Source organism: Pseudidiomarina indica (assembly GCF_900104245.1).
In the GTDB taxonomy this organism is placed as follows: Bacteria; Pseudomonadota; Gammaproteobacteria; order Enterobacterales; family Alteromonadaceae; genus Pseudidiomarina; species Pseudidiomarina indica.
In genome coordinates, this window is sequence record NZ_FMXN01000010.1 from 38,976 (window position 1) to 64,981 (window position 26,006).

General features: G+C 49.3%; 22 protein-coding genes. 13 read left to right on the top strand and 9 right to left on the bottom strand.

Going from position 1 to position 26,006, the window contains the following annotated elements; translation table 11 throughout:
• Positions 1-3 precede the first annotated feature (3 nt).
• Together surA and BLP64_RS08505 are read right to left on the bottom strand one after the other, a co-directional pair.
• Entirely contained in the window at positions 4-1,290 is a 1,287-nt protein-coding gene (gene surA, locus BLP64_RS08500; RefSeq protein WP_092593638.1) for a peptidylprolyl isomerase SurA, read from the bottom strand.
• Between the two features lie 9 nt (positions 1,291-1,299).
• Positions 1,300-3,576 (bottom strand): LPS-assembly protein LptD, encoded by a 2,277-nt coding sequence (locus BLP64_RS08505; protein WP_092593639.1) that lies wholly within the window; start codon positions 3,574-3,576, stop codon positions 1,300-1,302.
• Between the two features lie 147 nt (positions 3,577-3,723).
• Between BLP64_RS08505 and BLP64_RS08510 the strand changes: the two genes are divergently transcribed.
• The 3 genes from BLP64_RS08510 to djlA are packed head-to-tail and all read left to right on the top strand — an operon-like array spanning position 3,724 to position 6,211.
• Positions 3,724-4,719, top strand: coding sequence for an aminoglycoside phosphotransferase family protein (locus BLP64_RS08510; RefSeq protein WP_092593640.1), 996 nt, complete (start codon positions 3,724-3,726; stop codon positions 4,717-4,719).
• Positions 4,720-4,724: 5 nt separating this feature from the next.
• On the top strand, positions 4,725-5,420 hold the full coding sequence (gene murU / locus BLP64_RS08515) for an N-acetylmuramate alpha-1-phosphate uridylyltransferase MurU (protein ID WP_092593641.1): 696 nt from the start codon (positions 4,725-4,727) through the stop codon (positions 5,418-5,420).
• A gap of 2 nt (positions 5,421-5,422) precedes the next feature.
• A complete protein-coding gene (djlA, locus tag BLP64_RS08520) occupies positions 5,423-6,211 on the top strand; it encodes a co-chaperone DjlA (RefSeq protein ID WP_092593642.1) in 789 nt (262 codons plus the stop codon).
• On the opposite strand, the gene BLP64_RS08525 is transcribed toward djlA, so the two are convergent.
• A complete protein-coding gene (locus BLP64_RS08525) occupies positions 6,189-6,845 on the bottom strand; it encodes a pseudouridine synthase (RefSeq protein WP_092593643.1) in 657 nt (218 codons plus the stop codon). The genes djlA and BLP64_RS08525 overlap by 23 nt on opposite strands.
• On the bottom strand, positions 6,842-9,520 hold the full coding sequence (locus tag BLP64_RS08530; RefSeq protein WP_092593644.1) for a helicase-related protein: 2,679 nt from the start codon (positions 9,518-9,520) through the stop codon (positions 6,842-6,844). Before BLP64_RS08530 ends, BLP64_RS08525 begins: the two co-directional genes overlap by 4 nt.
• Positions 9,521-9,669: 149 nt before the next feature.
• On the opposite strand from BLP64_RS08530, the gene BLP64_RS08535 reads away from it, so the two are divergent.
• The gene (locus BLP64_RS08535) at positions 9,670-11,055 is read left to right on the top strand and encodes a PhoH family protein (protein ID WP_092593645.1); all 1,386 of its coding nucleotides are present in this window, start codon (positions 9,670-9,672) and stop codon (positions 11,053-11,055) included.
• Here BLP64_RS08535 and ruvX read toward each other — a convergent pair.
• The 4 genes from ruvX to BLP64_RS08555 are packed head-to-tail and all read right to left on the bottom strand — an operon-like array spanning position 11,052 to position 13,755.
• Positions 11,052-11,462, bottom strand: coding sequence for a Holliday junction resolvase RuvX (gene ruvX / locus BLP64_RS08540; RefSeq protein ID WP_092593646.1), 411 nt, complete (start codon positions 11,460-11,462; stop codon positions 11,052-11,054). The two genes, BLP64_RS08535 and ruvX, sit on opposite strands and share 4 nt — an antisense overlap.
• Entirely contained in the window at positions 11,459-12,025 is a 567-nt protein-coding gene (locus tag BLP64_RS08545) for a YqgE/AlgH family protein (RefSeq protein ID WP_092593647.1), read from the bottom strand. Before BLP64_RS08545 ends, ruvX begins: the two co-directional genes overlap by 4 nt.
• Positions 12,026-12,060: 35 nt before the next feature.
• Positions 12,061-13,008, bottom strand: coding sequence for a glutathione synthase (gene gshB / locus BLP64_RS08550; protein ID WP_092593648.1), 948 nt, complete (start codon positions 13,006-13,008; stop codon positions 12,061-12,063).
• 9 nt (positions 13,009-13,017) lie between these two features.
• Entirely contained in the window at positions 13,018-13,755 is a 738-nt protein-coding gene (locus tag BLP64_RS08555) for a 16S rRNA (uracil(1498)-N(3))-methyltransferase (protein WP_092593649.1), read from the bottom strand.
• Between the two features lie 137 nt (positions 13,756-13,892).
• On the opposite strand from BLP64_RS08555, the gene BLP64_RS08560 reads away from it, so the two are divergent.
• The 8 genes from BLP64_RS08560 (at position 13,893) to BLP64_RS08595 (ending at position 24,372) form a co-directional block, all read left to right on the top strand.
• Positions 13,893-15,734: a M1 family metallopeptidase gene (locus BLP64_RS08560; protein WP_092593650.1), complete on the top strand. Its 1,842-nt coding sequence runs from the start codon at positions 13,893-13,895 to the stop codon at positions 15,732-15,734.
• A gap of 10 nt (positions 15,735-15,744) precedes the next feature.
• Positions 15,745-16,800: an NAD(P)-dependent alcohol dehydrogenase gene (locus BLP64_RS08565; RefSeq protein ID WP_092593651.1), complete on the top strand. Its 1,056-nt coding sequence runs from the start codon at positions 15,745-15,747 to the stop codon at positions 16,798-16,800.
• 107 nt (positions 16,801-16,907) lie between these two features.
• The gene (gene metK / locus BLP64_RS08570; RefSeq protein WP_092593652.1) at positions 16,908-18,056 is read left to right on the top strand and encodes a methionine adenosyltransferase; all 1,149 of its coding nucleotides are present in this window, start codon (positions 16,908-16,910) and stop codon (positions 18,054-18,056) included.
• A gap of 80 nt (positions 18,057-18,136) precedes the next feature.
• Complete coding sequence (gene tkt / locus BLP64_RS08575; protein WP_176754953.1) at positions 18,137-20,149, top strand: transketolase; 2,013 nt, start codon at positions 18,137-18,139, stop codon at positions 20,147-20,149.
• Complete coding sequence (gene epd / locus BLP64_RS08580) at positions 20,146-21,180, top strand: erythrose-4-phosphate dehydrogenase (protein ID WP_092593653.1); 1,035 nt, start codon at positions 20,146-20,148, stop codon at positions 21,178-21,180. The genes tkt and epd overlap by 4 nt, the downstream gene beginning before the upstream one ends.
• 17 nt (positions 21,181-21,197) lie before the next feature.
• Positions 21,198-22,382, top strand: coding sequence for a phosphoglycerate kinase (locus BLP64_RS08585; RefSeq protein WP_092593654.1), 1,185 nt, complete (start codon positions 21,198-21,200; stop codon positions 22,380-22,382).
• Between the two features lie 37 nt (positions 22,383-22,419).
• A complete protein-coding gene (gene fba / locus BLP64_RS08590) occupies positions 22,420-23,484 on the top strand; it encodes a class II fructose-bisphosphate aldolase (protein WP_092593655.1) in 1,065 nt (354 codons plus the stop codon).
• Between the two features lie 93 nt (positions 23,485-23,577).
• A complete protein-coding gene (locus BLP64_RS08595; protein WP_233340138.1) occupies positions 23,578-24,372 on the top strand; it encodes a DUF481 domain-containing protein in 795 nt (264 codons plus the stop codon).
• A 20-nt stretch (positions 24,373-24,392) separates the two neighbouring features.
• Here BLP64_RS08595 and BLP64_RS08600 read toward each other — a convergent pair whose 3' ends face one another.
• Positions 24,393-25,142, bottom strand: a complete 750-nt coding sequence (locus tag BLP64_RS08600; protein WP_092593656.1) for a TerC family protein — start codon at positions 25,140-25,142, stop codon at positions 24,393-24,395.
• 168 nt (positions 25,143-25,310) lie between these two features.
• Here BLP64_RS08600 and BLP64_RS08605 point away from each other — a divergent pair, with 168 nt between their 5' ends.
• Positions 25,311-25,991 (top strand): TIGR00153 family protein, encoded by a 681-nt coding sequence (locus tag BLP64_RS08605; RefSeq protein WP_092593657.1) that lies wholly within the window; start codon positions 25,311-25,313, stop codon positions 25,989-25,991.
• The last annotated feature ends 15 nt before the right edge of the window (positions 25,992-26,006 follow it).

Consider the following 26,006-nt stretch of genomic DNA (forward strand, 5'->3'; position numbering starts at 1 on the left):
GGCTTACTCAATCAAAGTAGCGATGTACGCTTGATCACGCAGTTCTTGCTGCCAGTTCTCGAGTTCTTCTTGGTATTTTCTGGAAAACAGCAATTGGTACGCATAGTTTTGTTGACTGCGCTTAGTCGCATCCAACTGACGGCGTTCCAAGACTTCCACAATGTGCCAACCAAATTGTGTTTGGAACGGCTCACTAATTTCGTTAAGTGGTAACTGCTCTACTTGGCGGCGGAATTCTTCTGCATAAATGGAAGGTTCGGCCCAGCCGAGGTCTCCACCCAGAGCGGCTGAGCCGGTATCGGCTGAGTGCTCACGCGCTGCATCGGCAAAGCTGATATCGCCATTGATAATGCTCTCACGAAGCTCCACCAGTTTTTCATGAGCTTTGCGCTCAGACAAAATGATGGATGGGGTGATCAAAATATGGCGAGCGTTTACTTCGTTGACTTCCACTTGTTGAATACCACGCACTTCGCTCACTTTAAGAATATGGAAACCGACTCCACTACGCAGTGGGCCGATTAAGTCTCCCGCACTCTTGTCACGGACTGCATCGGCAAAAAGAGTAGGCATGGCATTAATGTTCATCCAGCCCAAATCACCGCCTTCCAGCGCTCGCGGGCCTGAAGATGCAGTAATGGCAGCTTGAGCAAAGTCTGCGCCGTCGCGCAAGCGCTCTAACAGCTGCTCAGCGCGCACCCGTGTCGCTTGAACTTCATCGGCGCTTGCACCGTCACGGAAACCAACCAAAATATGGCTTAATCGATATTCAATATCGCGCTCAGACATTTGGTTCATCGCGTCCACCAAGTTGTCGATTTCTTGTGGTGAGACATAAACCCGACGTTGAACAGTCGCACGTTGCGCTTCCGCAATCGCAATCTCTTTCCGAATTGCTTCACGATAGGTGTCCCAATCGTTCCCCATGCGGCTAATGTTCTCGCGCAATTGGTCCACGGTAATGTCTTGCTCTTGCGCAATCATGGTAAGGCCTTGCTGCAACTGCTGATCAGAAATGGTGATCCCCATGCGCTTGGCAATTTGAAATTGCAGTTCAGAGAGCACCAATCGATCCATTGCTTGAATTCGTAATACTTTATCAGAGGGCAATTGGGTGCCACTTTGGGAAAGGGAATGCTTTACTTGCTGAACCAATTGTTCGACTTCACTTTCCAACACAATCCCATCATTGACAACAACAGCCACTCTATCTAGCACTTGCTGTGCGCCGCTTAGCCCACTGAAGGCAAGTAATGTGACGGCGATGATACCCTTTACAAATTTACCCATGAATACTACCTAGTTGCTCAAATGGAATGGGTGACGATAACCAAACAAACTTTGCTCAATCATATCAAGTAAGCTGCGGTTATCACGGCCCAGGCCTTTTATTATAAATTGGATGCTAATCCCATTGTCGAATTCTGGAGTCCCTACTTGTGGAGGACCTCCATATAATTCAAGATTGCGGTTAATTCTACGATAGCCACTAATCCGCATTGCCCAACAGCAATCGCTGTACTGTAACGCAATGAAGGCATCGTTGGTACGACTGTTTTGTAAATCATAATACCAGTTTGAGGCTAATTGCCATCGTGGACTTAGTTCTACGACACCTAACATGCCGACTTGTTCCACATCATTCTCGAGTAAGTTGGTTGCCGTTCGATGACTCAGTTGAATCAAGTTGAATTCGTCTAAACGATATTCGAACGTGGTCTGGCTTTTCCGCGTGCTCTTATCTTCAAGGTTGTACTGAATGGAGCTATTAAAGTACATATTGTCTGAGATTCGAAAACGCGATTCGAGTGCCAAATCCGAACGATTCTCTGCTGACACTTGATCGGTATTGAATAACTGCGTTCGGCTATTCTCGAAATAATAAATCTGACCAAAGCTGATCCGTGCCGTTTCACGGGCTTGGCGGTCAAATAAACTGGTGGATGCCCCAATGGTCACTTGGTTCGCATCGGCAATTCGGTCGAGCCCCGTAAACCGCCGCGCCCGGAATAACCCTTGATAGTCATCTTGCATGAGAGTGGCATCATAAATACCAATCCCTGACTGATCCCGATAAGGAATATACAAATATTGAATTTGGGGTTGCAGCGTATGGGTATATGTTTCGCCTTTAATAGCGATTTCACGTTCTAAATTAATCCGTCCGCGCCAGCGAAATGTCGGCAAACTACGACTGGGGTTTTTCGAGTGCGACAAGGTTGGGTCGGCATCTTGGTTATAATAGGTGTAGGCATAGCTCAGCTCCGCCAACCAGTCATAACCGGGCTGTTCCAAGTGGTAGCTCAATTGTGGCTCAATATGAATTCGAGTGGCGGTATCACTGCTCACGTCTTGGTTTTGGAAGTGTGATAACTCAGAAAACAAGGTGAAATTCATATTCAATGGCGCTGCCAGGGAATAGTAACTTTTAATTTGTGGCACCGTTCGGTACGGCGAACGGTAAGTTCCTAACAACTCGAAATCTTCCACTCGCATTGACACTTGCCAGTCTTCGGAGTGGTAATCGAGTTGGGCATGACGATATAACTGCGCATCCGCACGGCCAGCGAAATCAGAACCGAAGTCGTTGAGGTAATCGTCATCACTAATAAAGGTACCATTCAAGTAGCCCCGCCAATTGTCGCCCCAATACTGTGCTTGCTCAACGCGCCAAAGGTAGCGTGAATCGCGATCTGCTAAGGATTTGTCCTCGGCCAGGTAAGCGACGTTGTAGTTCCCGTAACCGGTACTATGGAGCAGGCGGAATTCCGCTTGTAATTGTGCACCGCGTTCAGCCATATATCGCGGTGCAAGGGTCATATCCATGTTCGGCGCAATATTGATGTAGTAGGGAACTTCTACTTCGAAGCCATTCTTTTGCGATGAGCCAAACGTTGGAAACAAAAAACCTGTTTTGCGAGCGTCAGTGACTGGGAAGTTGATATAGGGCATGTAAAAGACAGGCACCCCAAATAGTTCAAACTTCGCATGCCAGGCCTCTCCCCACTCTTCATCTTCACTCAACGAAATTTGCTGGGCGCTGAGTTGCCATGCGGGGTCGTCGGTGGGGCATGTGGTAAACGTTGAGCCTTCCAACAAGATTTGCTGGGGTGACAACGAGAGTAAGTCCGCCTTGCCATGGGCTCCGCTGGCCGTTAACTGATATTTAGCGCCACTCAAAAAAGCTCGGTTTTCACCTGAGTTCAGCCGGAAATTTTCTGAGGAAACCTGCACATAGCCGTTGTTAAACAAGGTGGCACCACTCGCGTTGATGTTCCCCGTAAGCTGGTTGATTTGTGCCTGTTCGGTTTGCAGTTGTTGGTCATCGAGTTGTACTTCAACGTTGCCAAAAAATGAGGCGACTTGCGAAGAGGACTCAATATCTGCTCGATCAGCACGAACACCAATGGCTCCCTTTTCCAGATTATCAATGGGCTGAGAGGGGTGTTGAATTAACGGAGCAGGAACGGGGCAAATTTCGGGCACCGGCATACGCGGTGACTGTTGCGCATAAGCAACAGAGCTGCTGCAAACCAGCAAGACCGTCCACATCGGGGCCTGAAATTTTTTTTGCATGAACCTGCTTACCTTGGGTTGTCCTTCACAATGTGCAGGGTATGATAAAGCAATTTTTATTCTGCTGCCATTTGCTAAACTCTGGTTTTTAGAGAATTTTGTCGATTAGGTTGCAATCAAGGTGAAATTTATCGTGCAGGAGAACCGATGACTGATCAACGAGAACTGAAATTACAGGCATGGTGCGAGGCGGTTACAGGGTATCGTCAGCAGCAGTTGCAGCCAGTGTCGGGAGATGCCAGCTTTCGCCGCTATTTTCGTTGTTCCGATGGTCATCGGAGTTATATCGCGGTTGATGCCCCGCCGCCGCAGGAATCGCTACAGCCCTTTATGGCGGTAGCTGCTGCCTATGCGGAGCAAGGGTTGGTCGTGCCGACGGTGGTTGCGGCTGATGAACAGCATGGGTTGATGCTGCAAGATGATCTCGGCTCCGCATTGCTGTTGGGAGAGTTGACCGCTAAGAGCATGGCTGATTACTACCAACAGGCGCTCACGGATTTGATGAAAATCATGCGAGTGACCGACACGGATTTAGGGCCACTGCCAGCATTTGACCGTGCCTTATTAGAACGTGAATTGGCGCTCTTTCATGATTGGTTAGTGAAGACTCACTTGGGCTTAAGCATGAGTGAGCAGCAGCAACAGATGTGGGCGGAGTTTTGTGAAGCCATGATCAACAACGCCTTGGAGCAACCGCAGGTAGGGGTTCATCGCGATTTTCACTCTCGTAATATCATGGTGCAAGCAGGGCGCTTGGCCTATATCGACTTCCAGGATGCAGTGGTCGGCCCGATTACTTATGATGCCGTTAGTCTCTTACGAGATTGCTATATTGAATGGCCACCTGCTGATATCCAAGGTTTGAGCCAAGGGTTCTTTGAACAGTTACAAGCTGAGCAACTCATGACCGCCTCTGTAACCCTGTCTCAATGGCAGCGTTGGTTTGACTTGATGGGAATGCAGCGCCATACCAAAGCCGCTGGAATTTTTGCGCGGCTGTATCATCGAGATGGTAAATCAGGTTATCTGCAAGATATTCCGCGTACGGTGAATTACCTGGTGCAGGTGAGCGCTCACTATCCAGAGTTTGCGGATTATCGTGCTTGGCTGCTGAACGATATTGTGCCGGCGCTAGCGAGGTAACTGTCATGCGCGCGATGATTCTAGCGGCAGGGCGCGGTGAGCGAATGCGACCTCTCACAGATACCGTGCCGAAACCACTGCTTCAGGTGGGGGGCAAGCCGTTACTTTATTACCATCTTGAGAAGCTGGCTGCACAAGGGGTCGACCGAGTGGTGATTAATCACGCTTGGTTGGGGCAAATGATTGAACAAGCGATTGGTGATGGGCAGCAGTTTGGCATCGAAGTGTGTTACTCACCGGAGCCCGAAGGCGGGTTGGAAACCGCAGGGGGCATTATCCGAGCGCTGCCACTATTAGGTAACAAACCATTTTGGGTGATTAATGGTGATATTTTTACCACCTTTGACTTTTCACAGCTGCCGCGCACGTTAGCAGATCATGAAACGGCTCACTTATTATTAACCAGTAACCCCGCGCATCATCCGCAGGGAGACTTTAGTGTCCAGCACGGTCTGTTACAGTTACGTAACCCGATGTGGCCCAGTTTTACTTATTCCGGGATGGGACTTTATAGCCCGAAGTTGTTCTCTCAGTATGAACCCGGCAGTGTGCAGCATTTGAAGCTACGCCCGTTGCTCGACCAAGGCATCACGACTCAATGCATTGGCGCAACCGTGTTTGCTGACCCGTGGACCGATGTGGGGACACCGGACCGACTCGCTGCTTTAGCGGCAGCTTTCACCCATCATTCAGTGGAGTAATTATGGTTTGGGGAAAAATTCTTGGCGCAGGGTTTGGCTTGCTGTTTGCCCGCCTGCCGGGATTATTTATCGGACTTTTGATCGGCCATTGGTTTGATCGTGCATTCAGCAAAGCGCAAGAAAGCCAAGGCTCAAATTCGCTCGGTTTTACCTATACGTTGTTTGCGGTGCTCGGGCATTTAGCAAAATCCAAAGGACGAGTCACTGAACAAGATATCGACTACGTGAGTCGATTAATGACCGCCCTGCAGTTAGAAGGGGACGCAAGAATAGCGGCGCAGGATGCGTTTCGTGAAGGTAAACAAGCGGATTTTCCAGTGGCTGATCAGGTGCGCTCGTTGCGTGCGCAATTTGCCTGGCGTCGAGATTTATTGCAGTTTTTTCTTGAGCAATTATTGATTGTTGCACTCCAAGATGGCCAGCTTGATGATGCGGAATACCAAGTATTAGTCACGGTTACCACAGCGCTTGGATTCCGCCGTGAACAATTGGATATGATGATCCAAATGGTGCAAGCTCAACAGCGCTTCCAGCAAGGGCGAGCAAGTGGTCAAGGTGCCAGCTCTGTGAGTGCTGAACAACAGTTGGAGAATGCTTACGCGATTCTTGGTGTCAGCCGTTCCGCAAGTTTTGCGGAAGTGAAGAAAGCCCATCGACGGATGATGAATAAACATCACCCAGATAAGTTGGCCGCACAAGGGCTCCCGCCTGAAATGCGGGAACAGGCACGGGTGAAATCCCAAGAAATTCAAGCCGCCTATGAGCTGATTAAAACTCAGCTGGGCAAGTAAAGTGTAGTCGTTGCTGCGTTGTTGGATGGTCAAAAGCCAACGATTCCGCGTGTAGCAACAACCGCTCTGCCGCAGCAAATGCGGCAGGGTCTGCATAAAACTTATCGCCGCGAATGGGCGTTCCTAGCGCTTGCATGTGCACTCGAAGCTGATGAGAGCGCCCTGTGTAAGGCTCCAAATAAACAATGTCTCCCAGCTTATCGTGGCCAATAACCTGATAAAACGTCAGAGCATGACGACCTTCCCATAAATCGACCATCTGCCGCGGGCGATTGGGCCAATCACAGCGCATGGGAAGTTCAATGGCGCCTCGTGTGGCAGGCAGATGGCCAGCTACTTTCGCCACATAACGTTTCCCTACGGAGCGCCGCTCAAACTGGCGCTGCAAGGCCGCCTGGGCCGTTTTGTTGTGAGCAAATACCAGTAATCCTGAGGTCGCCATGTCCAACCGATGAACTACACGAATATCCGGGCAGGCGTAGCTGAGGCGAGTCCATACCGAATCACGATGCTCCAATGCTTTACCGGGCACGCTTAGGAGCCCACTGGCTTTGTTGACCACCACAATATCGTCATCCTGATAACGGATGTCTAAGAAAGGAGTGGTGGCCGGTGCGTAATGAAGTAATGTCATTCAGGTATATTAATGATGATTCGTGCTGCATCCAATTGTAACAGAGGCTGTGCAAAAGCCTCCAGTAACCCTGCTTGCCGATGTTGTATCGCGAGAATTTCACTGGGGCGGACATAAGGGTTACGCTGTTGCAATTGCTGGAGGCGCGTCAACTCCCGCTCTAGCTGTTGCTGCATGGCTGCCGATGCCTGCGCTAATGCTTGTTGTTGTTGCTGTTCGGCCGGCTCTAACGCCCCTTGGATATGCTGCTGACAATCACTTCGAAGTTGCTTAAGAATGAGCTTTGCTTGCTTTTTATCCACAAAGTGAAGCTGGCGCTCAAGCACTTCCGCTGCCACTTTGTCGGTTAAATCTCGCCCTTTGCTATCCAGCAAAACTCGGAAGTTATGATGCGGATAAAACTCTTGCACGGCTAACTGGCGCGGTGCGAGCACACGGCTGCTGAAGTGTAGTTCGATAAACCACACACCTACTGCCAATGCTTTGTTCTGTAACTTGGCCACCGCTGTGCAGCCAAACACGTCGTTGGTTAATAGCTCCATCGCTTGTTGGACAAAAGGGTGGTCCCAGGTAAGGAAGGTCACATCATCGTGAATCAATGCATACGAGCGTGAAAAAGTGATGGCCAACCCTTCGTCAGGAACGCCTGCCAGTGGCACGCGTAAGTACTCGGTAGGCCGTAACCAGCCATAGTGTTCATCGGCACGTTCATAGTCGACACCAAACCGCTCCCAAAACTCTGTCATAAACTGTTCTAACTCAGCGGGCCGCTGCAATTCGTCAATGGCTTGCGTAAGCGCTTGTAGGTGGTGCGGGCGGTAAGCATTGAGTTCTTGCAAGCGATCCCGACCAGCATCGGCCGCGGCACGGAGTGCTGCCGCTTGTGTTTGCGTCGCTTGAATGAGCTGTTCAACCTGCGCCTGATCGAATTCTGGGGTCGCCACGGTTTGGCAAAGTTGCTGGATTACCTGTTCAAACTGCTCGTATAGCAATGAACCAATCGCGTTTGGTTGGGTAAAGGCATCCATCGCTTGATACCAAGCGAACAGAATCTCTTCCGGCGTGTTGGGGACAATTGGAACATGCAGATGGATGGCCTGTTGTTGGCCAATGCGGTCCAACCGACCGATGCGCTGTTCCAATAAATCAGGGTGAGTTGGTAAATCGAAGAGAATCAAATGTTGTGCAAACTGGAAATTACGCCCTTCGCTGCCAATTTCTGAACATAACAGCAGCGGGCAGCCATCTTCTGGGCTAGCAAAATAGGCCGCTGCCCGGTCACGTTCTACCAAGGTGAGGTGTTCATGGAACACCGCTGCATGAATGCCGTGCTGGACGCGCAACATTTCATGCAACGTTAAGACCATTTCGGGTGTGCGGCAAATTAATACAAACTTTTGCTGTTTATGTTTTTTTAAGAGCTCCACCAGCCATAAGAAGCGAACTTGCAACGCATCGCCGCTGCTGAGTCGCTCCGCGTGTAGCTGACGCACCGGGAACCCACCAATATGACGGCGGCTATTACGGAACATGACGCGTCCCGTTCCATAGGAGTCTAAGAGGTCATCAAGTGCCGCATCGTCGCCCGCTGCAGCAAGGGCTTCCGCTTGTGGGGCAAGGTCGCGATAACGTTCTTGCTCGGCAAGGAACGCCTCATAGTCAACAAAGCGATCAGGGTCAAGCAATTGCAAGCGTGCAAAGTGTGCTTCCAGCCCCGCTTGTTCCGGGGTTGCCGTTAAGAGCAAGACGCTGTCGATGTGTTGGGTTAATTGTTGGAGTTTTTGGAAGCGTGGTTCCGCCGGTTTGATTTGATGCACTTCATCGGCGACCAGCAAATCCCAGTCAACTTCCAATAATTCCGCGGACCAGAACGGATGATCCAACAAGGATTGTGGAATTAAAACCAACTGTTCGCTGGCAAACACCACTTCACCGCTACTTGCTGCTTGTTCGCAACGTTCTTGATCGAACAGACTAAAGTTCAAGTTAAAGCGGCGCAGCAATTCAACCAGCCACTGGTGCGCTAAGCTATCAGGGACGCAAATCAAAATACGTTCAGCGCGACCTGTTAGTCGTCGACGCTGAATGATCAGTCCTGCCTCAATGGTTTTTCCTAATCCCACCTCATCAGCCAAGAGTACCCGAGGGTGATGGCGATCAGCGACTTGTGAGGCCACGTAAAGTTGGTGCTCTAACAGATCAACCCGCGCGCCAATAAGGCCGACAGCAGGGCTTTGTTGCCAGCGTTGGAGATGATGGTGTGCCATCTGCCGCAGGCGAAACATATCCAAACGGTCCGTTTTACCGGCTAAAATCCGCGTGAGCGGGTGATGGGTTGCGACTTGGGCAGCGAGTTGAACTTCGGGTACGGTAACTGAGGTGTTGGTATCCGTACGAATGCCTTGATAAACAAGCAAACCCGCTTGCTCGCTGACGCTCGTTACTCGAAATGTCCAGCCATCACCGTGCTGTCCTTGCTCATCAGGGAGTAACCGAAAGCGAGCTAATGGCGCATCATGGCAGGCGTAATGGCGATCTTCCCCGGTCACAGGAAAGAACACCGTGACGATTCGTCCTTGTTGCTCGGTGACAATACCAAGCCCTTGCTCCATTTCAGTTTCGCTGAGCCAGCGCTGTCCAGGGATAAATTGTGTGGATGTTGTTCTTGCTACCATGTGAGAGCTATACCGCGTCGTTCAAAATGAGGGCGCACATGGTAACGAAAATTATTTTATTATTCACACCATTTTCATCAAAGTTCGTCTAACCTAGTAATGAAGATGCATGAAATAATAATAAAGCGACAACGTTGCGTGAGGAACACATGACGGATAGCACTCCCAAATACTATATTTTAGATACCAATATTTTACTGCACGAACCGCTCGCCTTTCTGAACTTTGATGAACATCACGTGGTGATTCCAATGGTGGTTTTGGAAGAGCTCGATATCATTAAAGACCGTCAGCGCGATGTCAGCCGAGAAGCTCGAACCGCCATTCGTTCATTGGAAAACGCATTAAAAGATGCTTCACCTGAAGAAATTCTTAACGGCGTACCACTGACCCAAATACAAGGCGCGCACCATGCCGCTGGAACCTTGTCAATTTTTCCAGATTACCAATTAAAACAGCAAGATGCGGTTTTAAACTTATCTGAAAATGATCATCGCATTATTCAAACAGCACTAGCGCTGCAGCAGCAGTGGCCCCATACCAAAGTGGTGCTGGTCACGAAAGATATTAACATGCGGCTTAAAGCCAAAGGCACCGGCGTCAAATACGTTGAGGACTATCGTACTGACCAACTCATTGATGATATTCGCTTTTTATCGAAAGGCTTTGTCGAGATTGAAGGCGATTTCTGGGAACATGTCGGTGAAGTCACCAGTGTGCAACAAGGGCGGGATACCTTCCATGAAGTTGCTCGAGACGTTTTACCCACGGTGTTTCACAATCAATATGTGATTGATGACTCCGGGCATTTTGCGGCAAAAGTGGTGGGGTATGATGAGCATCATGTTCGTTTACATGACATTAGCTATGAACGGATGATGGGGTATCGAGCGTGGGGCATTCAACCGAAAAATATTTATCAAGGCATGGCGTTGAATGCGTTACTTGATCCCAACCTTGATTTGGTCATTCTCACGGGGCCAGCAGGTAGCGGTAAAACATTGCTGGCATTAGCTGCCGCGTTGGAGTTGGTGGTTGAACAAGGCGTATACGAAAAGATTATTGTCACCCGGAGCACTCCCGAAATTGCAGAGTCGATTGGTTATTTACCGGGCACTGAAGAAGAAAAAATGGCGCCTTGGTTGGCCGCCATCACCGACTCACTGGAAGTTCTCCACAAACAAGATGAGAGCATGGAGGCTAGCCTCAACTACATTATGACGAAAGCGAACATTCAGTTTAAATCATTAAACTTTATGCGTGGCCGGAGTATTCAAAATGCCATTGTCTTGTTGGACGAAGCTCAAAACCTAACGGCATCTCAATTAAAAACCATCATTACCCGCTGTGGAACGGGCACCAAGATTATTTGCTCGGGTAACTTGGCACAAATTGACAGCTATTATCTGACTGCCGTTACCTCGGGCCTGACCTACATTGTTGAGCGATTCAAAGGTTACTCGGGCAGCGCCACGGTGAACTTGAATGGGGTGGTGCGCAGTAGCTTAGCTCAGTTTGCTGAAGAGAATCTTTAATGCTGGTTAAAGTAATCTTCTAAGATGAGTTGGGCTGCGGCGCTATCAACAGCACCTTTTTCGAGTTGCTTATAGCCACCGCGTTCGAACAGGGATTCTTTCGCTGCGACGGTGGTTAGGCGTTCATCTTGATAGTGAATTTGAACGCCAAAGCGCCCGTGTAAACGTTGGCCAAATTTACGCGCCCGTTCGGTGAGGGGTTGTTCGGTACCATCCATATTTAATGGGAGGCCAACGACCACAAAATCCGGTTGCCATTCTTTTAACAACCGCTCCACCAGGTTCCAATCCGGTTGCCCATCTTTGGCTTTTAGTGCCGCTAAGGGAGTTGCTGTACCGGTCATGGAATGCCCAATTGCCACACCAATACTCATGGTGCCAAAGTCGAAGGCCAGCACTTGACTCATGCGTGTCCCACATCCGAAACAATTTGCCAAGCATCCACACCGAGCTTCTTCAACGCTTTTTGCCAGCGCTCGTGGCTTGGGGTATGAAACAGAATATCGCTGTCCGCCGGAATAACGAGCCAGCTATTTTCGGCCAGCTCTTGTTCCAGTTGGCCAGCCTCCCAGCCTGAATATCCTAGGGTGAGCAGGTAATGGCTGGGCGTATTGCCACGCCCCATATCTTCCAAGATATCTTTTGACGTGGTAATGACAAGGTCATCACTTAATTGGACCGAGCTACGCCATTGTTGTTCGGCGGAGTGTAGGACAAAACCACGGTCGCGCGCTAACGGGCCGCCTGCGTAAACAGGTTTCTCAAGCTGCTGGTTTTCCGTAGGAACAACGATTTCAAGCTTGGTTAATAAATCCTCGACACTCAACTCAACGGGTTGATTGATGATGAGCCCCATTGCGCCCTCACCATTGTGCTCACAAATATAGGTGACTGAGCGTGCAAAAAAAGGATCATCCATATTCGGCATGGCGATTAAAAAATGATTTTGCAAGCTAGCTAAGGTTTCCATTAACTCGACTACTCCTACTCAATCCATCCTTTGAATTAACATAAACCAAGTTGACGTTCGATCGCTTCAAATACCTTCTGTGCGATATTTATTTCATATGCGGCCTCAATCTCGCGCACACAAGTCGGGCTGGTCACATTGATTTCAGTAACATGGTTACCAATCACATCTAACCCAACAATGGTCAGGCCGCGGCGTTTTAATTCTGGCCCCACGCGACGTGCTAACTCCCAGTCGGATTCGCTTAATGGTTGTGGTCGGCCCGTGCCACCGGCAGCAAGGTTACCACGAGTTTCACCTTGGCTAGGAATGCGGGCGAGGGCGTACGGCATGGGTTCGCCATCGATGATCAAAATACGCTTATCGCCATCAACAATCTCTGGTAAATAGCGCTGCACCATGGTGTATTGAGTGCCATGCTGGGTGAGGGTTTCGATAATAACCCCAAGGTTATTCCCACTACTGTCGACGCGAAAAATGGAGGCACCGCCCATTCCGTCTAAGGGTTTTAAAATAATATCTTGATGTTCTTGATGAAATGCTCGAATCAGTTCTGCTTGGCGCGTGACGATAGTTGGCGGGGTGAGCTCTGGGAACCATGCCGTGTAAAGTTTTTCGTTACAGTCACGAAGGCTTTGGGGCTTATTGACAACAAGGGCACCACGACGCTCGGCTAAATCGAGCAAGTAAGTGGCATATAAAAACTCATTATCAAATGGCGGATCTTTGCGCATCAGAATAACGTCGAACTCCCCGAGATTCATGGTTTCGGGTTGCCCCAGGGTGTAAAAGTCTGACGCCTGATCGACGACCTGAACCGTACGTGCCCGGCCCACCGGTTCACCACCGACCAACGATAGGTCATCTAAGGTGAGGTAATACATTTCGTATTGACGGGCCTGAGCTTCCAGTAAGAGGCGGAAACTTGTATCTTTATGTGGCTTTACGGATTCAATGGGATCCATAATCATCGCAAGCTTCATCTGAAGTCCTTAGGCTAGGTCGCCAAATTGATATTGAATAACACTCAATGCAGTTAAGGCTGCGGTTTCTGTTCGTAAAATACGAGGGCCTAGCCGCACCGGTAAAAATTGCTGCTGACTCGCCAACTCAACTTCTTCGTCACTTAAGCCGCCTTCCGGCCCAATGAGCAGCGTTAATTGGTCAGGACGCTCGGTTAACTGCTGCAGTGGGGTGGGAGCATAGGGGTCTAAGGTTAAGCGGAGGCCTGTTGGCAGGTCAGAAAACCACTGCGACAGGCTAACCGGCAAATGCACTACTGGCACAACACTTCGTCCACTTTGTTCACACGCTGAAATCACTATTTTTTGCCATTGTTGCTGTTTTTTCAACAAGCGGTCACCGCTCAACTTCACAGTGCAACGTTCGGTAAACAGCGGGGTGATTTCATGAACGCCCAACTCAACCGACTTTTGTAACACAAAATCCATTCGCTCGCCCCGGGAAATTCCTTGGGCAAGGTGTACCCGCAGGGGGGATTCCGAGTGATTCGGCGTCGCGCTTAGAATCCGAACGCTGATATCTCGCTTGGTCACCGCGATGATCTCGGCAGCATAATTCTGCCCATCGCCATTAAATAGCTCAATGGGTTGTCCCACCGAAACGCGTAGCACACGGCCTAAATGATGAGCAGCCTCAGCATCGAGTGTTAGCTCAAAATCAGGCTCCCAAGGCGCTGAATCGGCTTGATAAATGCGAGGTATACGCATTATCCCTGTCCCTCAATTTACGACATTCTGGCACGCATAGTACCATTGGAGGTGATTTTTGGCAGCCTGAAATCATTTGATTTTGTCGCTTATACCAACGATCATGGCTCTCGCCATACAACGAAGGAGAATGATGTATGTCTTTGCCAAGAATTTTGTCAGCGCTGGGGGCACTCATCGCGTTAGTCATGTTGAACACGCCGGTACAGGCCGATGACGCGCACAGTTATGCGCGCATTAAACAAGTGTCTACCCCGCATCTTGAGTTAGAACTTACGGTTGATTTTGATGCCCGTAAATTGCGTGGGCAGGCAACCTATTCGCTGGCGCGCCACGATAACAGTACGCAATTATATCTAGATACCAATGAGTTGGTGATTCATCGTGCTGAATTGCTAGTGAACGATCAGTGGCAGCCGACCAAATACACCATGGGCGATATTCACCCTAGTTTAGGTCGCGAATTAATTATTGATATTGGGCGCAGTGCGGGCCAAGTGCGGATTCATTATGAAACGGTGCCTACCGCCAGTGGGTTGCAGTGGTTAACTCCTGAACAGACCGCGGGCAAAGAGCATCCGTTTATGTTTAGCCAATCGCAACCGATTCATGCGCGCAGTTGGATTCCGATTCAAGATACGCCAGCCTTACGAATGACGTATCACGCAACCGTTCGTACTCCGCCTGGATTATTAGCGGTGATGAGCGCCGATAACAGTCTGAGTGACGAACGTCCGGGTGAATATCACTTCAGCATGCCGCAGCCGATTCCAGCCTATTTAATCGCTATTGCAGCGGGTGACTTGGCTGTACAGGAAATCAGCGAGAACGTTGCCGTGTTCGCCGAGAGCTATATTTTAGAAGCCGCGGCATGGGAATTTGCGGATACCCCTGCCATGATTGCCGCAACCGAAGCAATGTACGGGCCATATCGCTGGGATCGTTATGATTTGTTGGTGCTGCCGCCTAGTTTCCCATTTGGTGGGATGGAGAACCCGCGCTTATCTTTTATTACGCCAACCGTGGTATCAGGGGATCGTAGTCTCATTAATTTGATTGCTCATGAGCTTGCTCACAGTTGGTCTGGTAACTTGGTCACTAACGCCAGCTGGCGTGATTTGTGGATTAACGAAGGGTTCACCAGTTACGTTGAAAATCGCATTATGGAAGCCTTGTTTGGCCGCGATCGAGCGGTAATGGAACAAGCCTTGGGGTATCAAGACTTGCTGGATGACATGTCACGCTTACCTCCACCAGACACGGTGCTGAATATTGAGTTGGGGCGTCGTCATCCTGATGATGTCTTTTCGCAAGTGCCTTATGTGAAGGGACAGCTGTTCTTAATGTACCTAGAAGACAAATTTGGCCGCGAAACATTTGATGGGTTTTTACGCCAGTACTTTGCGGACTTTGCCTTCCAGAGCATTTCAACCGAGCAATTCAAACAGTATTTGAAACGTGAGTTGCTGGATAAACATCCGCAAACGGTGAGCATGGAAAAAGTTGAGGAGTGGATTCATCAGCCAGGGTTACCTGAAGATGCACCGCGTCCTACGTCTGATGCGTTTGTGAAAGTGGAACAGCAAATGCAACGTTGGCTCAAAGGTGGTCAACTCGCGACAGAAGCCTGGACCACTCACGAATGGCTGCATTTTATTAATAACTTGCCGTTGGATATCTCGGCACAAAATATGGCGCGTTTAGACCAAGAGTTTCAGTTAACGCAAAGCCAGAACAATGAAATTGCTCATGCGTGGTTGAAGTTAGCCATTATTAAAAATTATGAGCCTGCACGAGATCGTTTACATGACTATCTGATTGGCATTGGCCGCAATAAGTTAGTGAGCCCGTTATATCGCGAATTAGCGAAAACACCGGCCAACTTAAAATGGGCGCGTGAGGTGTATGAGCAAGCGAAAAAAGGCTACCACCCGTTAACGCAAACCGTTGCGGAATCTTTGTTATATGCGAATCAGTAAGGAGCAAACAATGACCACAGCAATTGGGTATGCGGCACCCGCTGCCGATCAGCCGTTAACATATTTCGAATTTCAACGACGGCCACTTACCGCCACCGATGTTGAAATCGAAATTGCCTACTGCGGCGTTTGTCACTCTGATTTGCATCAAGCTCGAAATGAATGGGGAGGCACAGTTTTTCCGTGTGTACCCGGGCATGAAATTGTTGGTCATGTGATTGCGGTAGGTGCTCAAGTTCATCAATTTAAGGTGGGAGACACCGTGGGAGTCGGTTGCATGGTCGACTCCTGCCGTACCTGTCCAAGCTGTGAGGCAGGCCAGGAACAGTATTGTGATAGCGGTTTTGTGGGAACCTACAACGGCGCCGATAAACACTCAGGTGGGGTGACTTATGGGGGCTATTCAAACCGAATTGTGGTGGACCAAGCGTTTGTGTTACGGGTTGACCCCAGCTTGCCTTTGGCGGGTGTTGCTCCGCTTTTATGTGCGGGTATTACAACTTATTCGCCACTTCGCCATTGGGGCGTGACCCACGGGCATCGGGTTGGGGTTGTTGGGCTAGGCGGCTTGGGGCACATGGCTTTGAAACTTGCCAAAGCCATGGGAGCCGAAGTGGTGTTGTTTACGACCTCGGCCAGCAAACAAGCGGATGCGAAGCGCTTGGGCGCCGATCATGTGGTGATTTCGAGCGATGCTGAACAAATGAAAGCGTGGCGGAACTCTCTGGATTTTATCCTCAATACGGTTGCCGCCCCTCATGATCTCGATGCTTATCTCAATTTATTGCGCTTGAATGGCACCATGACGCTGGTGGGTATTCCGGCAGAAGCACACCCATCACCTTCGGCATATCAGCTGATTGCAAAGCGCCGTAGTTTGGCGGGTTCTCTCATTGGCGGCATTGCGGAAACCCAAGAAATGCTCGACTTCTGTGCTCAGCATGGCATTACCGCGGATATTGAAATGATTGCCATGGATGCCATCAATGAAGCGTTTGAGCGCATGCTCAAAAGTGACGTGAAATATCGCTTTGTAATTGATATGACAACGCTTAAACAGAAATAAAGACTTTTAGACGTCTAAATGTAGAAAAGTGAGCATGGTTCAGTTAAACTATGCTCACTTTTTTTATGAAATTCCGTTCATGACGTTCCTACATGAGACTGTAAAGTATGGCACAGCACCTTTTTACTTCTGAATCGGTTTCAGAAGGTCATCCCGATAAAATAGCCGACCAAATTTCTGACGCTGTTCTTGATGCCATTTTGGCGCAAGATCCACGCGCTCGTGTTGCCTGTGAAACCTATGTCAAAACGGGCATGGTTTTAGTGGGTGGCGAAATCAACACCAATGCTTGGGTTGATATTGAAGAAATCACCCGCAACACCGTCCGCAATATTGGTTACATCCACTCTGACATGGGGTTTGATGCAAACTCTTGTGCGGTGCTGAATGCCATCGGGAAGCAATCGCCTGATATTAACCAAGGGGTGGATCGCGAACGGCCGGAAGATCAAGGGGCAGGTGACCAAGGCTTAATGTTTGGTTATGCGACAAACGAAACCGAAGTGTTAATGCCAGCGCCAGTAACCTATGCGCATCGACTGATGCAGCGTCAAGCGGAAGTTCGCAAGGAAGGGATTTTGCCGTGGTTGCGTCCTGATGCAAAATCACAGCTGACCTTTATTTATGAAAATGGCCGTCCGGTTGGCATTGATACGGTGGTGTTATCAACGCAACACCATGAAGATGTGTCGCAACAGGAATTGCGTGAAGCAGTGATCGAAACCATTCTGAAGCCGGTATTACCAGCCGCTTGGTTCCCAACCAAACAGGAACGGATTTTTATTAACCCAACCGGTAAGTTTGTGATTGGTGGCCCCATGGGTGACTGTGGTTTAACTGGCCGCAAAATTATTGTGGACACCTACGGCGGTATGGCGCGCCATGGGGGTGGGGCATTCTCAGGAAAAGACCCATCAAAAGTGGATCGCAGCGCTGCTTATGCAGCCCGTTATGTGGCGAAAAACTTGGTAGCAGCTGGGCTGGCTGAGCGGGTCGAAATTCAAATCTCCTACGCGATTGGGGTGGCTGAACCGACGTCCATCAGTATTGAAACATTTGGCACCAGCACCCATAGCGATGAAAAATTAATCGCCTTAGTGCGTCAGCATTTTGATTTGCGTCCTTATGGCCTCATCAAGATGTTAGACCTTGAGCGCCCAATCTATTTACCAACGGCGGCGTATGGCCACTTTGGTCGTGACGAGTTCCCGTGGGAGCGAACCGACAAAGTCGAGGCATTGCTAGCAAGTATCTAAGTTTGCGTCAACGCCCCGAAATGTGGAGAATACGCGCACCATTTGTGCAATTTTTCATTCGTTCAACTTCGGGGCTTGTCATGACTACAGCAGTAACAGATCGGAAACACCTAGCCAACGCAATTCGTGCGCTTAGCATGGATGCCGTTCAGCAGGCAAATTCAGGGCATCCGGGAGCACCCATGGGCATGGCAGATATTGCTGAAGTCCTATGGCGTGATTTCTTAAAGCACAATCCGCATAACCCGCAATGGCCCGACCGTGACCGTTTCGTCTTATCCAACGGGCATGGTTCCATGCTGATTTATTCGTTACTGCATTTAACGGGCTATGAGTTATCCATGGATGACTTGCGACAGTTCCGTCAATTGCACTCCAAAACCCCCGGCCATCCAGAATATGGTTACGCGCCCGGCATTGAAACAACCACGGGCCCTCTTGGTCAGGGAATTACCAATGCGGTTGGAATGGCGCTCGCAGAAAAAGTCTTGGCAGCTCAGTTTAACCGTCCTGGTCATGACATTGTTGATCACTACACTTATACCTTTTTGGGTGATGGCTGTTTGATGGAAGGCATCTCCCATGAAGCCTGTTCGTTAGCGGGCACGCTTGGCTTGGGGAAACTCATCGCATTCTACGATGACAATGGCATTTCGATTGACGGAGATGTAGAAGGCTGGTTCACGGATAACACCGTGCAACGCTTTGAAGCTTACCGCTGGCATGTGATTGATCAAGTGGACGGGCATGATGCCGCTGCAGTGAAAGCTGCCATTGAAGCCGCGCAAGCCGTCACCGATCGGCCAACCTTGATTGTTTGTAAAACCATCATTGGATTTGGCTCACCGAATAAGCAAGGTTCAGAAAGTTGTCACGGCGCCCCGTTAGGCATTGATGAAATTGCGGCGGCCCGTGAACAGCTAGGTTGGCATTATCCGCCTTTCGAAATTCCAGACGATGTGTATGCTGCTTGGTCAGCGGTGGAGCAAGGTGCTGCTGCAGAAGCTGATTGGCAACAACGTTTTGCCGCCTACGCCCAAGCTTACCCAGAATTAGCTGCTGAATTCACGCGCCGCATGGCCGGAGAATTACCGGCAGATTTCGCCCAGCAGGCCGACGCTTATATCGCGCAATTACAAGCAGAACCAGCCGCTATTGCAAGCCGTAAAGCATCACAGAATGCCTTGAATGCTTATGGTCCGTTACTCCCTGAATTGCTGGGTGGGTCGGCGGACTTAGCTGGCTCAAACTTAACCTTGTGGTCAGGCTCGCAAGGAATTTCTGCCACAGATGCTAGTGGCAATTATATTTATTACGGGGTCCGAGAATTCGGAATGTCAGCCATCATGAATGGTATTGCACTGCATGGCGGATTTACGCCCTATGGCGCGACCTTCTTAATGTTCATGGAATACGCACGCAATGCGGTTCGCATGGCTGCGCTGATGAAACAACAGAGCATTTTTGTCTACACCCATGATTCCATTGGGCTTGGCGAAGATGGCCCAACCCACCAGCCGATTGAACAGTTGGCGAGCTTACGCATGACTCCACAGTTGAGCACTTGGCGCCCCTGTGACCAAGTTGAATCTGCGGTGGCGTGGAAATATGCGTTAATGCATAAAGACGGCCCAACGGCATTGATATTTAGTCGGCAGAACCTCGCTCAACAGGAACGTACTCCGGAACAAGTGAAAGCCATTGAACGGGGCGGCTATATTTTATTCGACAGTACGGAACAACCTGACGTCATCTTGATTGCAACAGGCTCTGAAGTAGCCTTGGCAATGACTGCAGCGAAGCGCATTGCAGGGGATGGCGTTGCCGTTCGTGTGGTGTCCATGCCATCGACGGACGTGTTTGAACAACAAGAGCCAGCTTATCGCGAGCAGGTGTTACCAGCACAGGTAACAAAACGTATCGCAATTGAAGCGAGCATTGCCGATTATTGGTACAAGTATGTTGGCTTAAACGGCCGCATTATTGGCATGAGGACCTTCGGTGAATCCGCACCGGCAGAGCAGTTGTTTGAGCACTTTGGCTTTACCGTAGAGCAGGTGATTGCGACTGCCAAGGAGCTATTAGCCGAATGAGTGACGCACCAGCAAGAATTGCACTCAACGGTTTTGGTCGCATCGGCCGTAGCGTGCTCCGAGCCTTGTACGAACGGGGTTATCGAGACCGCATCCAAGTGGTAGCCATCAACGAGTTAGCACCGGTTGATGCGATGGCACATTTGCTTAAATATGATACGAGCCATGGCCGTTTCCAGAGCTCGGTGGTCGTTAGAGATGCACACCACCTTGAGGTGGCTGGGGATGTGATTGCCGTCTCAGCAGAGCAGCAATTACCGAACTTACCTTGGCAAGGGAAAAACATTGACTTGGTGTTGGATTGTACTGGCGTTTATGGCACCCCAGAAGATGGTCAAGCGTATGCCGAGCAAGGTTTACCGCGTGTGCTATTCTCACAACCGGGCCGAGCAGATTTAGATTTTACGGCGATTTTCGGGGTGAATACGGAGGAGTTGCGCGCGGAGCACCGTTGGGTCTCCAATGGCTCCTGTACCACCAACTGTATTGTGCCGGTCATTAAAGTGTTGGATGACGCGTTTGGCATCGACAGTGGTGCGATTACGACCATTCATGCCGCCATGCATGATCAGCAAGTGATTGATGCTTATCATACAGATCCGCGTTTAGCACGCGCCGCTGGGCGCTCAATTATCCCAGTGGATACCCGTTTGGCGCGCGGAATTGAGCGCATTTTGCCAAAGTTTGCGGGGCGTTTTGAAGCGATCCAAGTGCGGGTGCCGACCACGAACGTAACGGCAATGGACTTGAGCGTGACGGTGAATACCCCAGTGACTGTTGAGCAAATTAATGCGACCTTGGCTGCCGCAGCTCGAGGGCAATTAGCACCGATATTGGGCTTTGTTGATGAGCCTTTGGTCTCAATTGATTTTAACCATGATCCGCGTTCAAGCATTGTCGATGGAACACAAACTCGGGTGGCTGACAAGCGCCTCGTGAAAGTGTTGTGTTGGTGTGATAACGAATGGGGATTTGCAAATCGAATGTTGGATACCGCGCAAGTCATGCTGACGCGGGCAGGTCATATTTAAATGGATGAGGCGATTATATGTCAGCTGTAATTACGATGTCAGAGTTAGATCTCGATGGATTGCGAGTTCTGATTCGTGAGGATTTAAACGTTCCAATTCGTGATGGAAAAGTTACGTCAGATGCGCGCATTCGTGCGGCGATCCCAACCATTGAAGCAGCGCTTGAAGCTGGGGCGAAGGTGATGGTGATGTCACATTTAGGTCGTCCGGAAGAAGGGGTCTACGATGCTGAGTTTTCATTGCAACCAGTGGTTGATTACCTGAACGAAGCATTGTCAGTGCCGGTGCGTTTGGTCACGGATTATTTAGACGGCGTGGACGTGAACACCAATGAAGTCGTGGTATTTGAAAACGTCCGCTTTAACGTCGGTGAAAAGAAAAATGATGATAAGCTGTCACAGCAACTAGCAGCATTGTGCGACGTGTTTGTGATGGATGCGTTCGGGACTGCGCATCGCGCGCAGGCTTCGACGCATGGTGTTGCTAAGTATGCTGATGTCGCATGTGCAGGACCGCTGTTGGCGGCTGAATTGGAAGCGTTAGGGAAGGCCTTAGAAAATCCAGCGCGTCCATTAGTAGCAATTGTGGGGGGGTCGAAAGTATCGACTAAGCTCACAGTGTTGGAGTCACTGTCGCAAGTGGTGGACCAACTCATCGTGGGAGGTGGCATTGCCAACACCTTCATTGCTGCCGCTGGCCACGAAGTGGGGCAGTCGCTTTATGAACCAGATTTAATGGATGAAGCCAAGCGTCTCGTTGCCGCAGCAGAAGCAAAAGGTGGCTCGATTCCAGTTCCGACAGACGTTGTCACTGGTAAAGAGTTTAGTGCCGACGCTCAAGCAGAGACCAAATCAGTCGCAGCAATCGCCGCGGATGATATGGTGTTTGATATTGGTCCAGTCACCGCAGATAATTTAGCTAAATTATTAGCAAAAGCGGGCACTATTGTTTGGAATGGCCCGGTGGGTGTGTTTGAATTTGATCAGTTTGGTGCGGGAACCCAAGCCATTGCGACTGCCATTGCAAATAGCTCAGCATTTTCAATTGCAGGGGGTGGCGATACATTAGCGGCAATTGATAAGTACGGAATCGCTGATAAAATCAGCTATATTTCAACCGGTGGTGGCGCCTTTTTAGAATTCTTAGAAGGAAAAAAACTGCCTGCTGTCGCGATTTTGGAAGAACGCGCATTAAATGGCTAAACGCCAACCTTAATAGGACATTTAGGAGTAAAACAACATGGCATTAATTTCATTACGGCAGTTGCTGGATCATGCAGCTGAATACAATTACGGCGTGCCCGCATTTAACGTCAACAACTTAGAGCAAATGCGCGCCATTATGCAGGCAGCAGATGAAACGGATAGTCCCGTTATCGTGCAGGCTTCGGCTGGTGCGCGTAGTTACGCTGGGGCGCCCTTCTTACGCCACCTGATTCTGGCAGCGATTGAAGAATGGCCACATATTCCAGTGGTCATGCATCAAGACCACGGTACGTCACCGGCCGTTTGTCAGCGTTCCATTCAATTGGGCTTTAGCTCGGTCATGATGGACGGCTCGTTACATGCTGACGGAAAAACCCCAGCTGATTACAATTACAACGTTCAGGTCACGCAGCAAGTTGTCGCTATGGCTCATGCTTGTGGTGTGTCTGTTGAAGGCGAGTTGGGTGTGTTGGGTTCGTTGGAGACCGGAGAAGCGGGTGAAGAAGATGGCGTGGGTGCTGAAGGTAAGTTAACCCATGATCAATTACTGACAGACCCAGAAGAAGCGGCATCATTTGTGCGCGCGACCAACGTCGACGCGTTGGCAATTGCTTGTGGAACATCCCACGGTGCTTACAAGTTCTCACGGCCACCAACGGGCGATATCTTAGCGATCGATCGCATTAAAGAAATCCATAAGCGTATTCCAAATACTCACTTAGTGATGCATGGTTCCTCATCGGTTCCACAAGAATGGCTGAAAGTCATTAACGAATTCGGTGGTGAGATTCCAGAAACCTACGGTGTGCCAGTGGAGCAAATCGTGGAAGGCATCAAGTACGGAGTTCGTAAGGTGAACATCGATACAGACTTACGTCTGGCATCGACGGGCGCAATTCGCCGCCACCTTGCCCATAACCCAAGTAACTTTGACCCTCGCAAATATTTGCAGGCCTCAACCGACGCGATGTACGAAATTTGTAAGGCGCGTTACGAAGCATTCGGTTGCGCAGGACAAGCAAGCAAAATCAAGCCAATTTCACTGGAAGAAATGTTTAAGCGCTACGAACGGGGCGAATTAGACGCTAAAGTGAACTAAATTGGGGTCGCGTAAATGGTCTTAGTCTGTATAATTATAAATGGGCTAAGACCATTTCATAACATGCATAAAGTTCGAAGATTAGGGGGGTATGTGCGCATCTCATTATTACCATTAACACTCGTCACCATTTTGGGAGTTGCTAGCTTGCCGGCATCAGCGAGCATCTTTATGTATGACGATGCCAGTGACTTAGATACCGAATCCAAGTCTGATTGGGATGCAAGCGCCGAACTGGGTTTGTTATTCACATCGGGTAACACTGAAACAGAAACCTTTAAAGCCAAGCTGAACCTTGCTCGAGACTTCGAAAACTGGCGCCACAAAGGCGTAGTGGATTACTATCGTTCGGAACAGAAAGACCAAGTGAACGGTGGCACCATCCTTACCGGTGACAAGATTTTTCTTTCTGGCCAAAGTAACTATAAGTTCTCGCCTGATAGCCGCTCTTCGTTATTTATCTTTGGTTCGTATGAAGAAGATAAATTTACAGCCTATGAATACCAAGGCACGTTTGCGGTTGGTTATGGTGCACGCTACCGTTATAGTGAAAAAATCTACACAGACTACGAAGTGGGTCCAGGTTACTCACTGAACCGCCCGATTGTAGGTGGGGTGTCGCAAGAACAAGAAACCAGCTTCATTCTTCGTTTGGCTGGTAACTTGGTGTGGGATATTTCGGAAAACTCGAAATTTAATGCCCTCGCGTCCACAGAAGTGGGTGAAGAGAACACCAAGACCCGTGCGGAAGCATCGATTTCTGCGAACATTAATAGTTCCTTGGCATTGAAATTCACAGTATCTGGAACTCATAACTCTTATTTAGAAGACGTGACGAAAGAGAAGCTGGATACCGAAACAGCTGTCACTCTCGTCTATTCGTTCTAAGTGATTGATTGCGATGAGCCTTACGGCTCATCGCGATGTCTTTTCTTTAAGGTCACAGGGTTACGGTGTTTCCGGACACGGAGATTGAGTAGCTCAACCACTAAGCTAAATGCCATCGCAAAATAAACATAGCCTTTCGGTACGTGGAACCCTAATCCCTCACCCACTAAGGTGAAGCCAATCAAGATCAAGAAGCTCAAAGCTAACATTTTGATAGTTGGATGATTATCGACAAAGTCACCGATCGCTTTGGCAGCAAACAGCATGACCAAAACTGCTGCAATAACGGCAATAATCATCACCCCCACATAGTCCACCAAGCCTACCGCAGTGATCACCGAATCCAATGAGAAGATAATATCGATGAGTGCAATTTGTACAATGATGGCACTAAAGGTGGCTGCTTTCCCCAATTGCGGAGACGACTCATCGGTCCCTTCTAACGAATGGTGAATTTCAATGGTACTTTTCGCGAGCAGGAAGAGCCCTCCGCCGAAGAGAATTAAGTCCCGTCCCGAAAAAGAGAAACCAAATACTTCGAATAGCGGTTTGGTGAGCCCCATCACCCAGACAATGGATAGCAATAAGGCGATACGCATGCCCATGGCGAGCAGGAGGCCAATTTGCCGTGCTTTTTGCCGTTGCGATTCAGGTAAGCGACCGACTAGTATGGATATAAAGATAATGTTGTCGATGCCAAGAACAATTTCGAGTAGCGTTAAGGTTGCTAACGCAAGCCAAGCTTCGGGGATAAATATCCATTCAAACATGCGAGATATTCCTCAAAAAAAGTGAGAGGCACTCACAATAAATTGCCTGAAGTTGGGGTGCAATCATTAAATAATACTTTGCGTCGATCGCAAATCTCCGCTAGTATTCGCGCACCTTAAGTTTGTATTGTTACAATATGTTTTTGCAGCAACAGAAGGCGAGATCTTATGTCTGCTAATTCCTTTCTTGGTGTATTTGCAAAATCACCAATTAAGCCGATGATCGAACACATCGATCAAGTTCATGATTGTGCGATGACGCTAAAACCGTTTTTCCAGGCTGTCTATGAAGGCAACTGGAGTGCCGCTGAAGAGCATCGCCAAGAAATTGTCCATAAAGAGCGACTCGCTGATGACTTAAAACGCGAGATTCGACTCAATCTACCTGGTGGGTTATTTATGCCAGTAGAACGGACGGATTTACTTGAGCTCGTCTCTCAGCAAGACCGAATCGCCAATAAAGCCAAGGATATTTCGGGTTTAATTACCGGGCGCCAATTACAAATCCCTGCCTCCATGGTGGATGGATTTGATACCTACCTTTCACGCTGCCTCGATGCCACAGACAAAGCCAAAGAAACCATCGGTGAGTTCGATGACCTTCTTGAGGTGGGCTTCCGTGGTCGCGAACGGACCATTGTCGACAAGTTAATTTCAGAACTCGACGTGATTGAACGCGATACCGATGAACTACAAATTAGTCTGCGGAAACAATTACGTGATCTTGAAAAAGAATTGAATCCGTTGGATACGATGTTTTTATACAGAATTTTAGATTGGGTTGGTGATTTGGCTGACCTAGCCGAGCGCGTGGGTGCACGTTTTGAGCTCATGCTTGCACGAGTCTAAGTCGGAGTTGTAATA

What these genes read in the sequence shown, in the direction of transcription:
- tkt (WP_176754953.1), top strand. Translation starts at nt 18,137, where the DNA reads ATGACTACAGCAGTAACAGATCGGAAACACCTAGCCAACGCAATTCGT.
- BLP64_RS08530 (WP_092593644.1), bottom strand. Translation starts at nt 9,520, where the DNA reads ATGGTAGCAAGAACAACATCCACACAATTTATCCCTGGACAGCGCTGG.
- murU (WP_092593641.1), top strand. Translation starts at nt 4,725, where the DNA reads ATGCGCGCGATGATTCTAGCGGCAGGGCGCGGTGAGCGAATGCGACCT.
- BLP64_RS08565 (WP_092593651.1), top strand. Translation starts at nt 15,745, where the DNA reads ATGACCACAGCAATTGGGTATGCGGCACCCGCTGCCGATCAGCCGTTA.
- BLP64_RS08605 (WP_092593657.1), top strand. Translation starts at nt 25,311, where the DNA reads ATGTCTGCTAATTCCTTTCTTGGTGTATTTGCAAAATCACCAATTAAG.
- metK (WP_092593652.1), top strand. Translation starts at nt 16,908, where the DNA reads ATGGCACAGCACCTTTTTACTTCTGAATCGGTTTCAGAAGGTCATCCC.
- BLP64_RS08545 (WP_092593647.1), bottom strand. Translation starts at nt 12,025, where the DNA reads ATGGAAACCTTAGCTAGCTTGCAAAATCATTTTTTAATCGCCATGCCG.
- BLP64_RS08560 (WP_092593650.1), top strand. Translation starts at nt 13,893, where the DNA reads ATGTCTTTGCCAAGAATTTTGTCAGCGCTGGGGGCACTCATCGCGTTA.
- fba (WP_092593655.1), top strand. Translation starts at nt 22,420, where the DNA reads ATGGCATTAATTTCATTACGGCAGTTGCTGGATCATGCAGCTGAATAC.
- BLP64_RS08600 (WP_092593656.1), bottom strand. Translation starts at nt 25,142, where the DNA reads ATGTTTGAATGGATATTTATCCCCGAAGCTTGGCTTGCGTTAGCAACC.
- BLP64_RS08525 (WP_092593643.1), bottom strand. Translation starts at nt 6,845, where the DNA reads ATGACATTACTTCATTACGCACCGGCCACCACTCCTTTCTTAGACATC.
- surA (WP_092593638.1), bottom strand. Translation starts at nt 1,290, where the DNA reads ATGGGTAAATTTGTAAAGGGTATCATCGCCGTCACATTACTTGCCTTC.
- epd (WP_092593653.1), top strand. Translation starts at nt 20,146, where the DNA reads ATGAGTGACGCACCAGCAAGAATTGCACTCAACGGTTTTGGTCGCATC.
- BLP64_RS08505 (WP_092593639.1), bottom strand. Translation starts at nt 3,576, where the DNA reads ATGCAAAAAAAATTTCAGGCCCCGATGTGGACGGTCTTGCTGGTTTGC.
- BLP64_RS08585 (WP_092593654.1), top strand. Translation starts at nt 21,198, where the DNA reads ATGTCAGCTGTAATTACGATGTCAGAGTTAGATCTCGATGGATTGCGA.
- BLP64_RS08510 (WP_092593640.1), top strand. Translation starts at nt 3,724, where the DNA reads ATGACTGATCAACGAGAACTGAAATTACAGGCATGGTGCGAGGCGGTT.
- gshB (WP_092593648.1), bottom strand. Translation starts at nt 13,008, where the DNA reads ATGAAGCTTGCGATGATTATGGATCCCATTGAATCCGTAAAGCCACAT.
- djlA (WP_092593642.1), top strand. Translation starts at nt 5,423, where the DNA reads ATGGTTTGGGGAAAAATTCTTGGCGCAGGGTTTGGCTTGCTGTTTGCC.
- BLP64_RS08535 (WP_092593645.1), top strand. Translation starts at nt 9,670, where the DNA reads ATGACGGATAGCACTCCCAAATACTATATTTTAGATACCAATATTTTA.
- ruvX (WP_092593646.1), bottom strand. Translation starts at nt 11,462, where the DNA reads ATGAGTCAAGTGCTGGCCTTCGACTTTGGCACCATGAGTATTGGTGTG.
- BLP64_RS08555 (WP_092593649.1), bottom strand. Translation starts at nt 13,755, where the DNA reads ATGCGTATACCTCGCATTTATCAAGCCGATTCAGCGCCTTGGGAGCCT.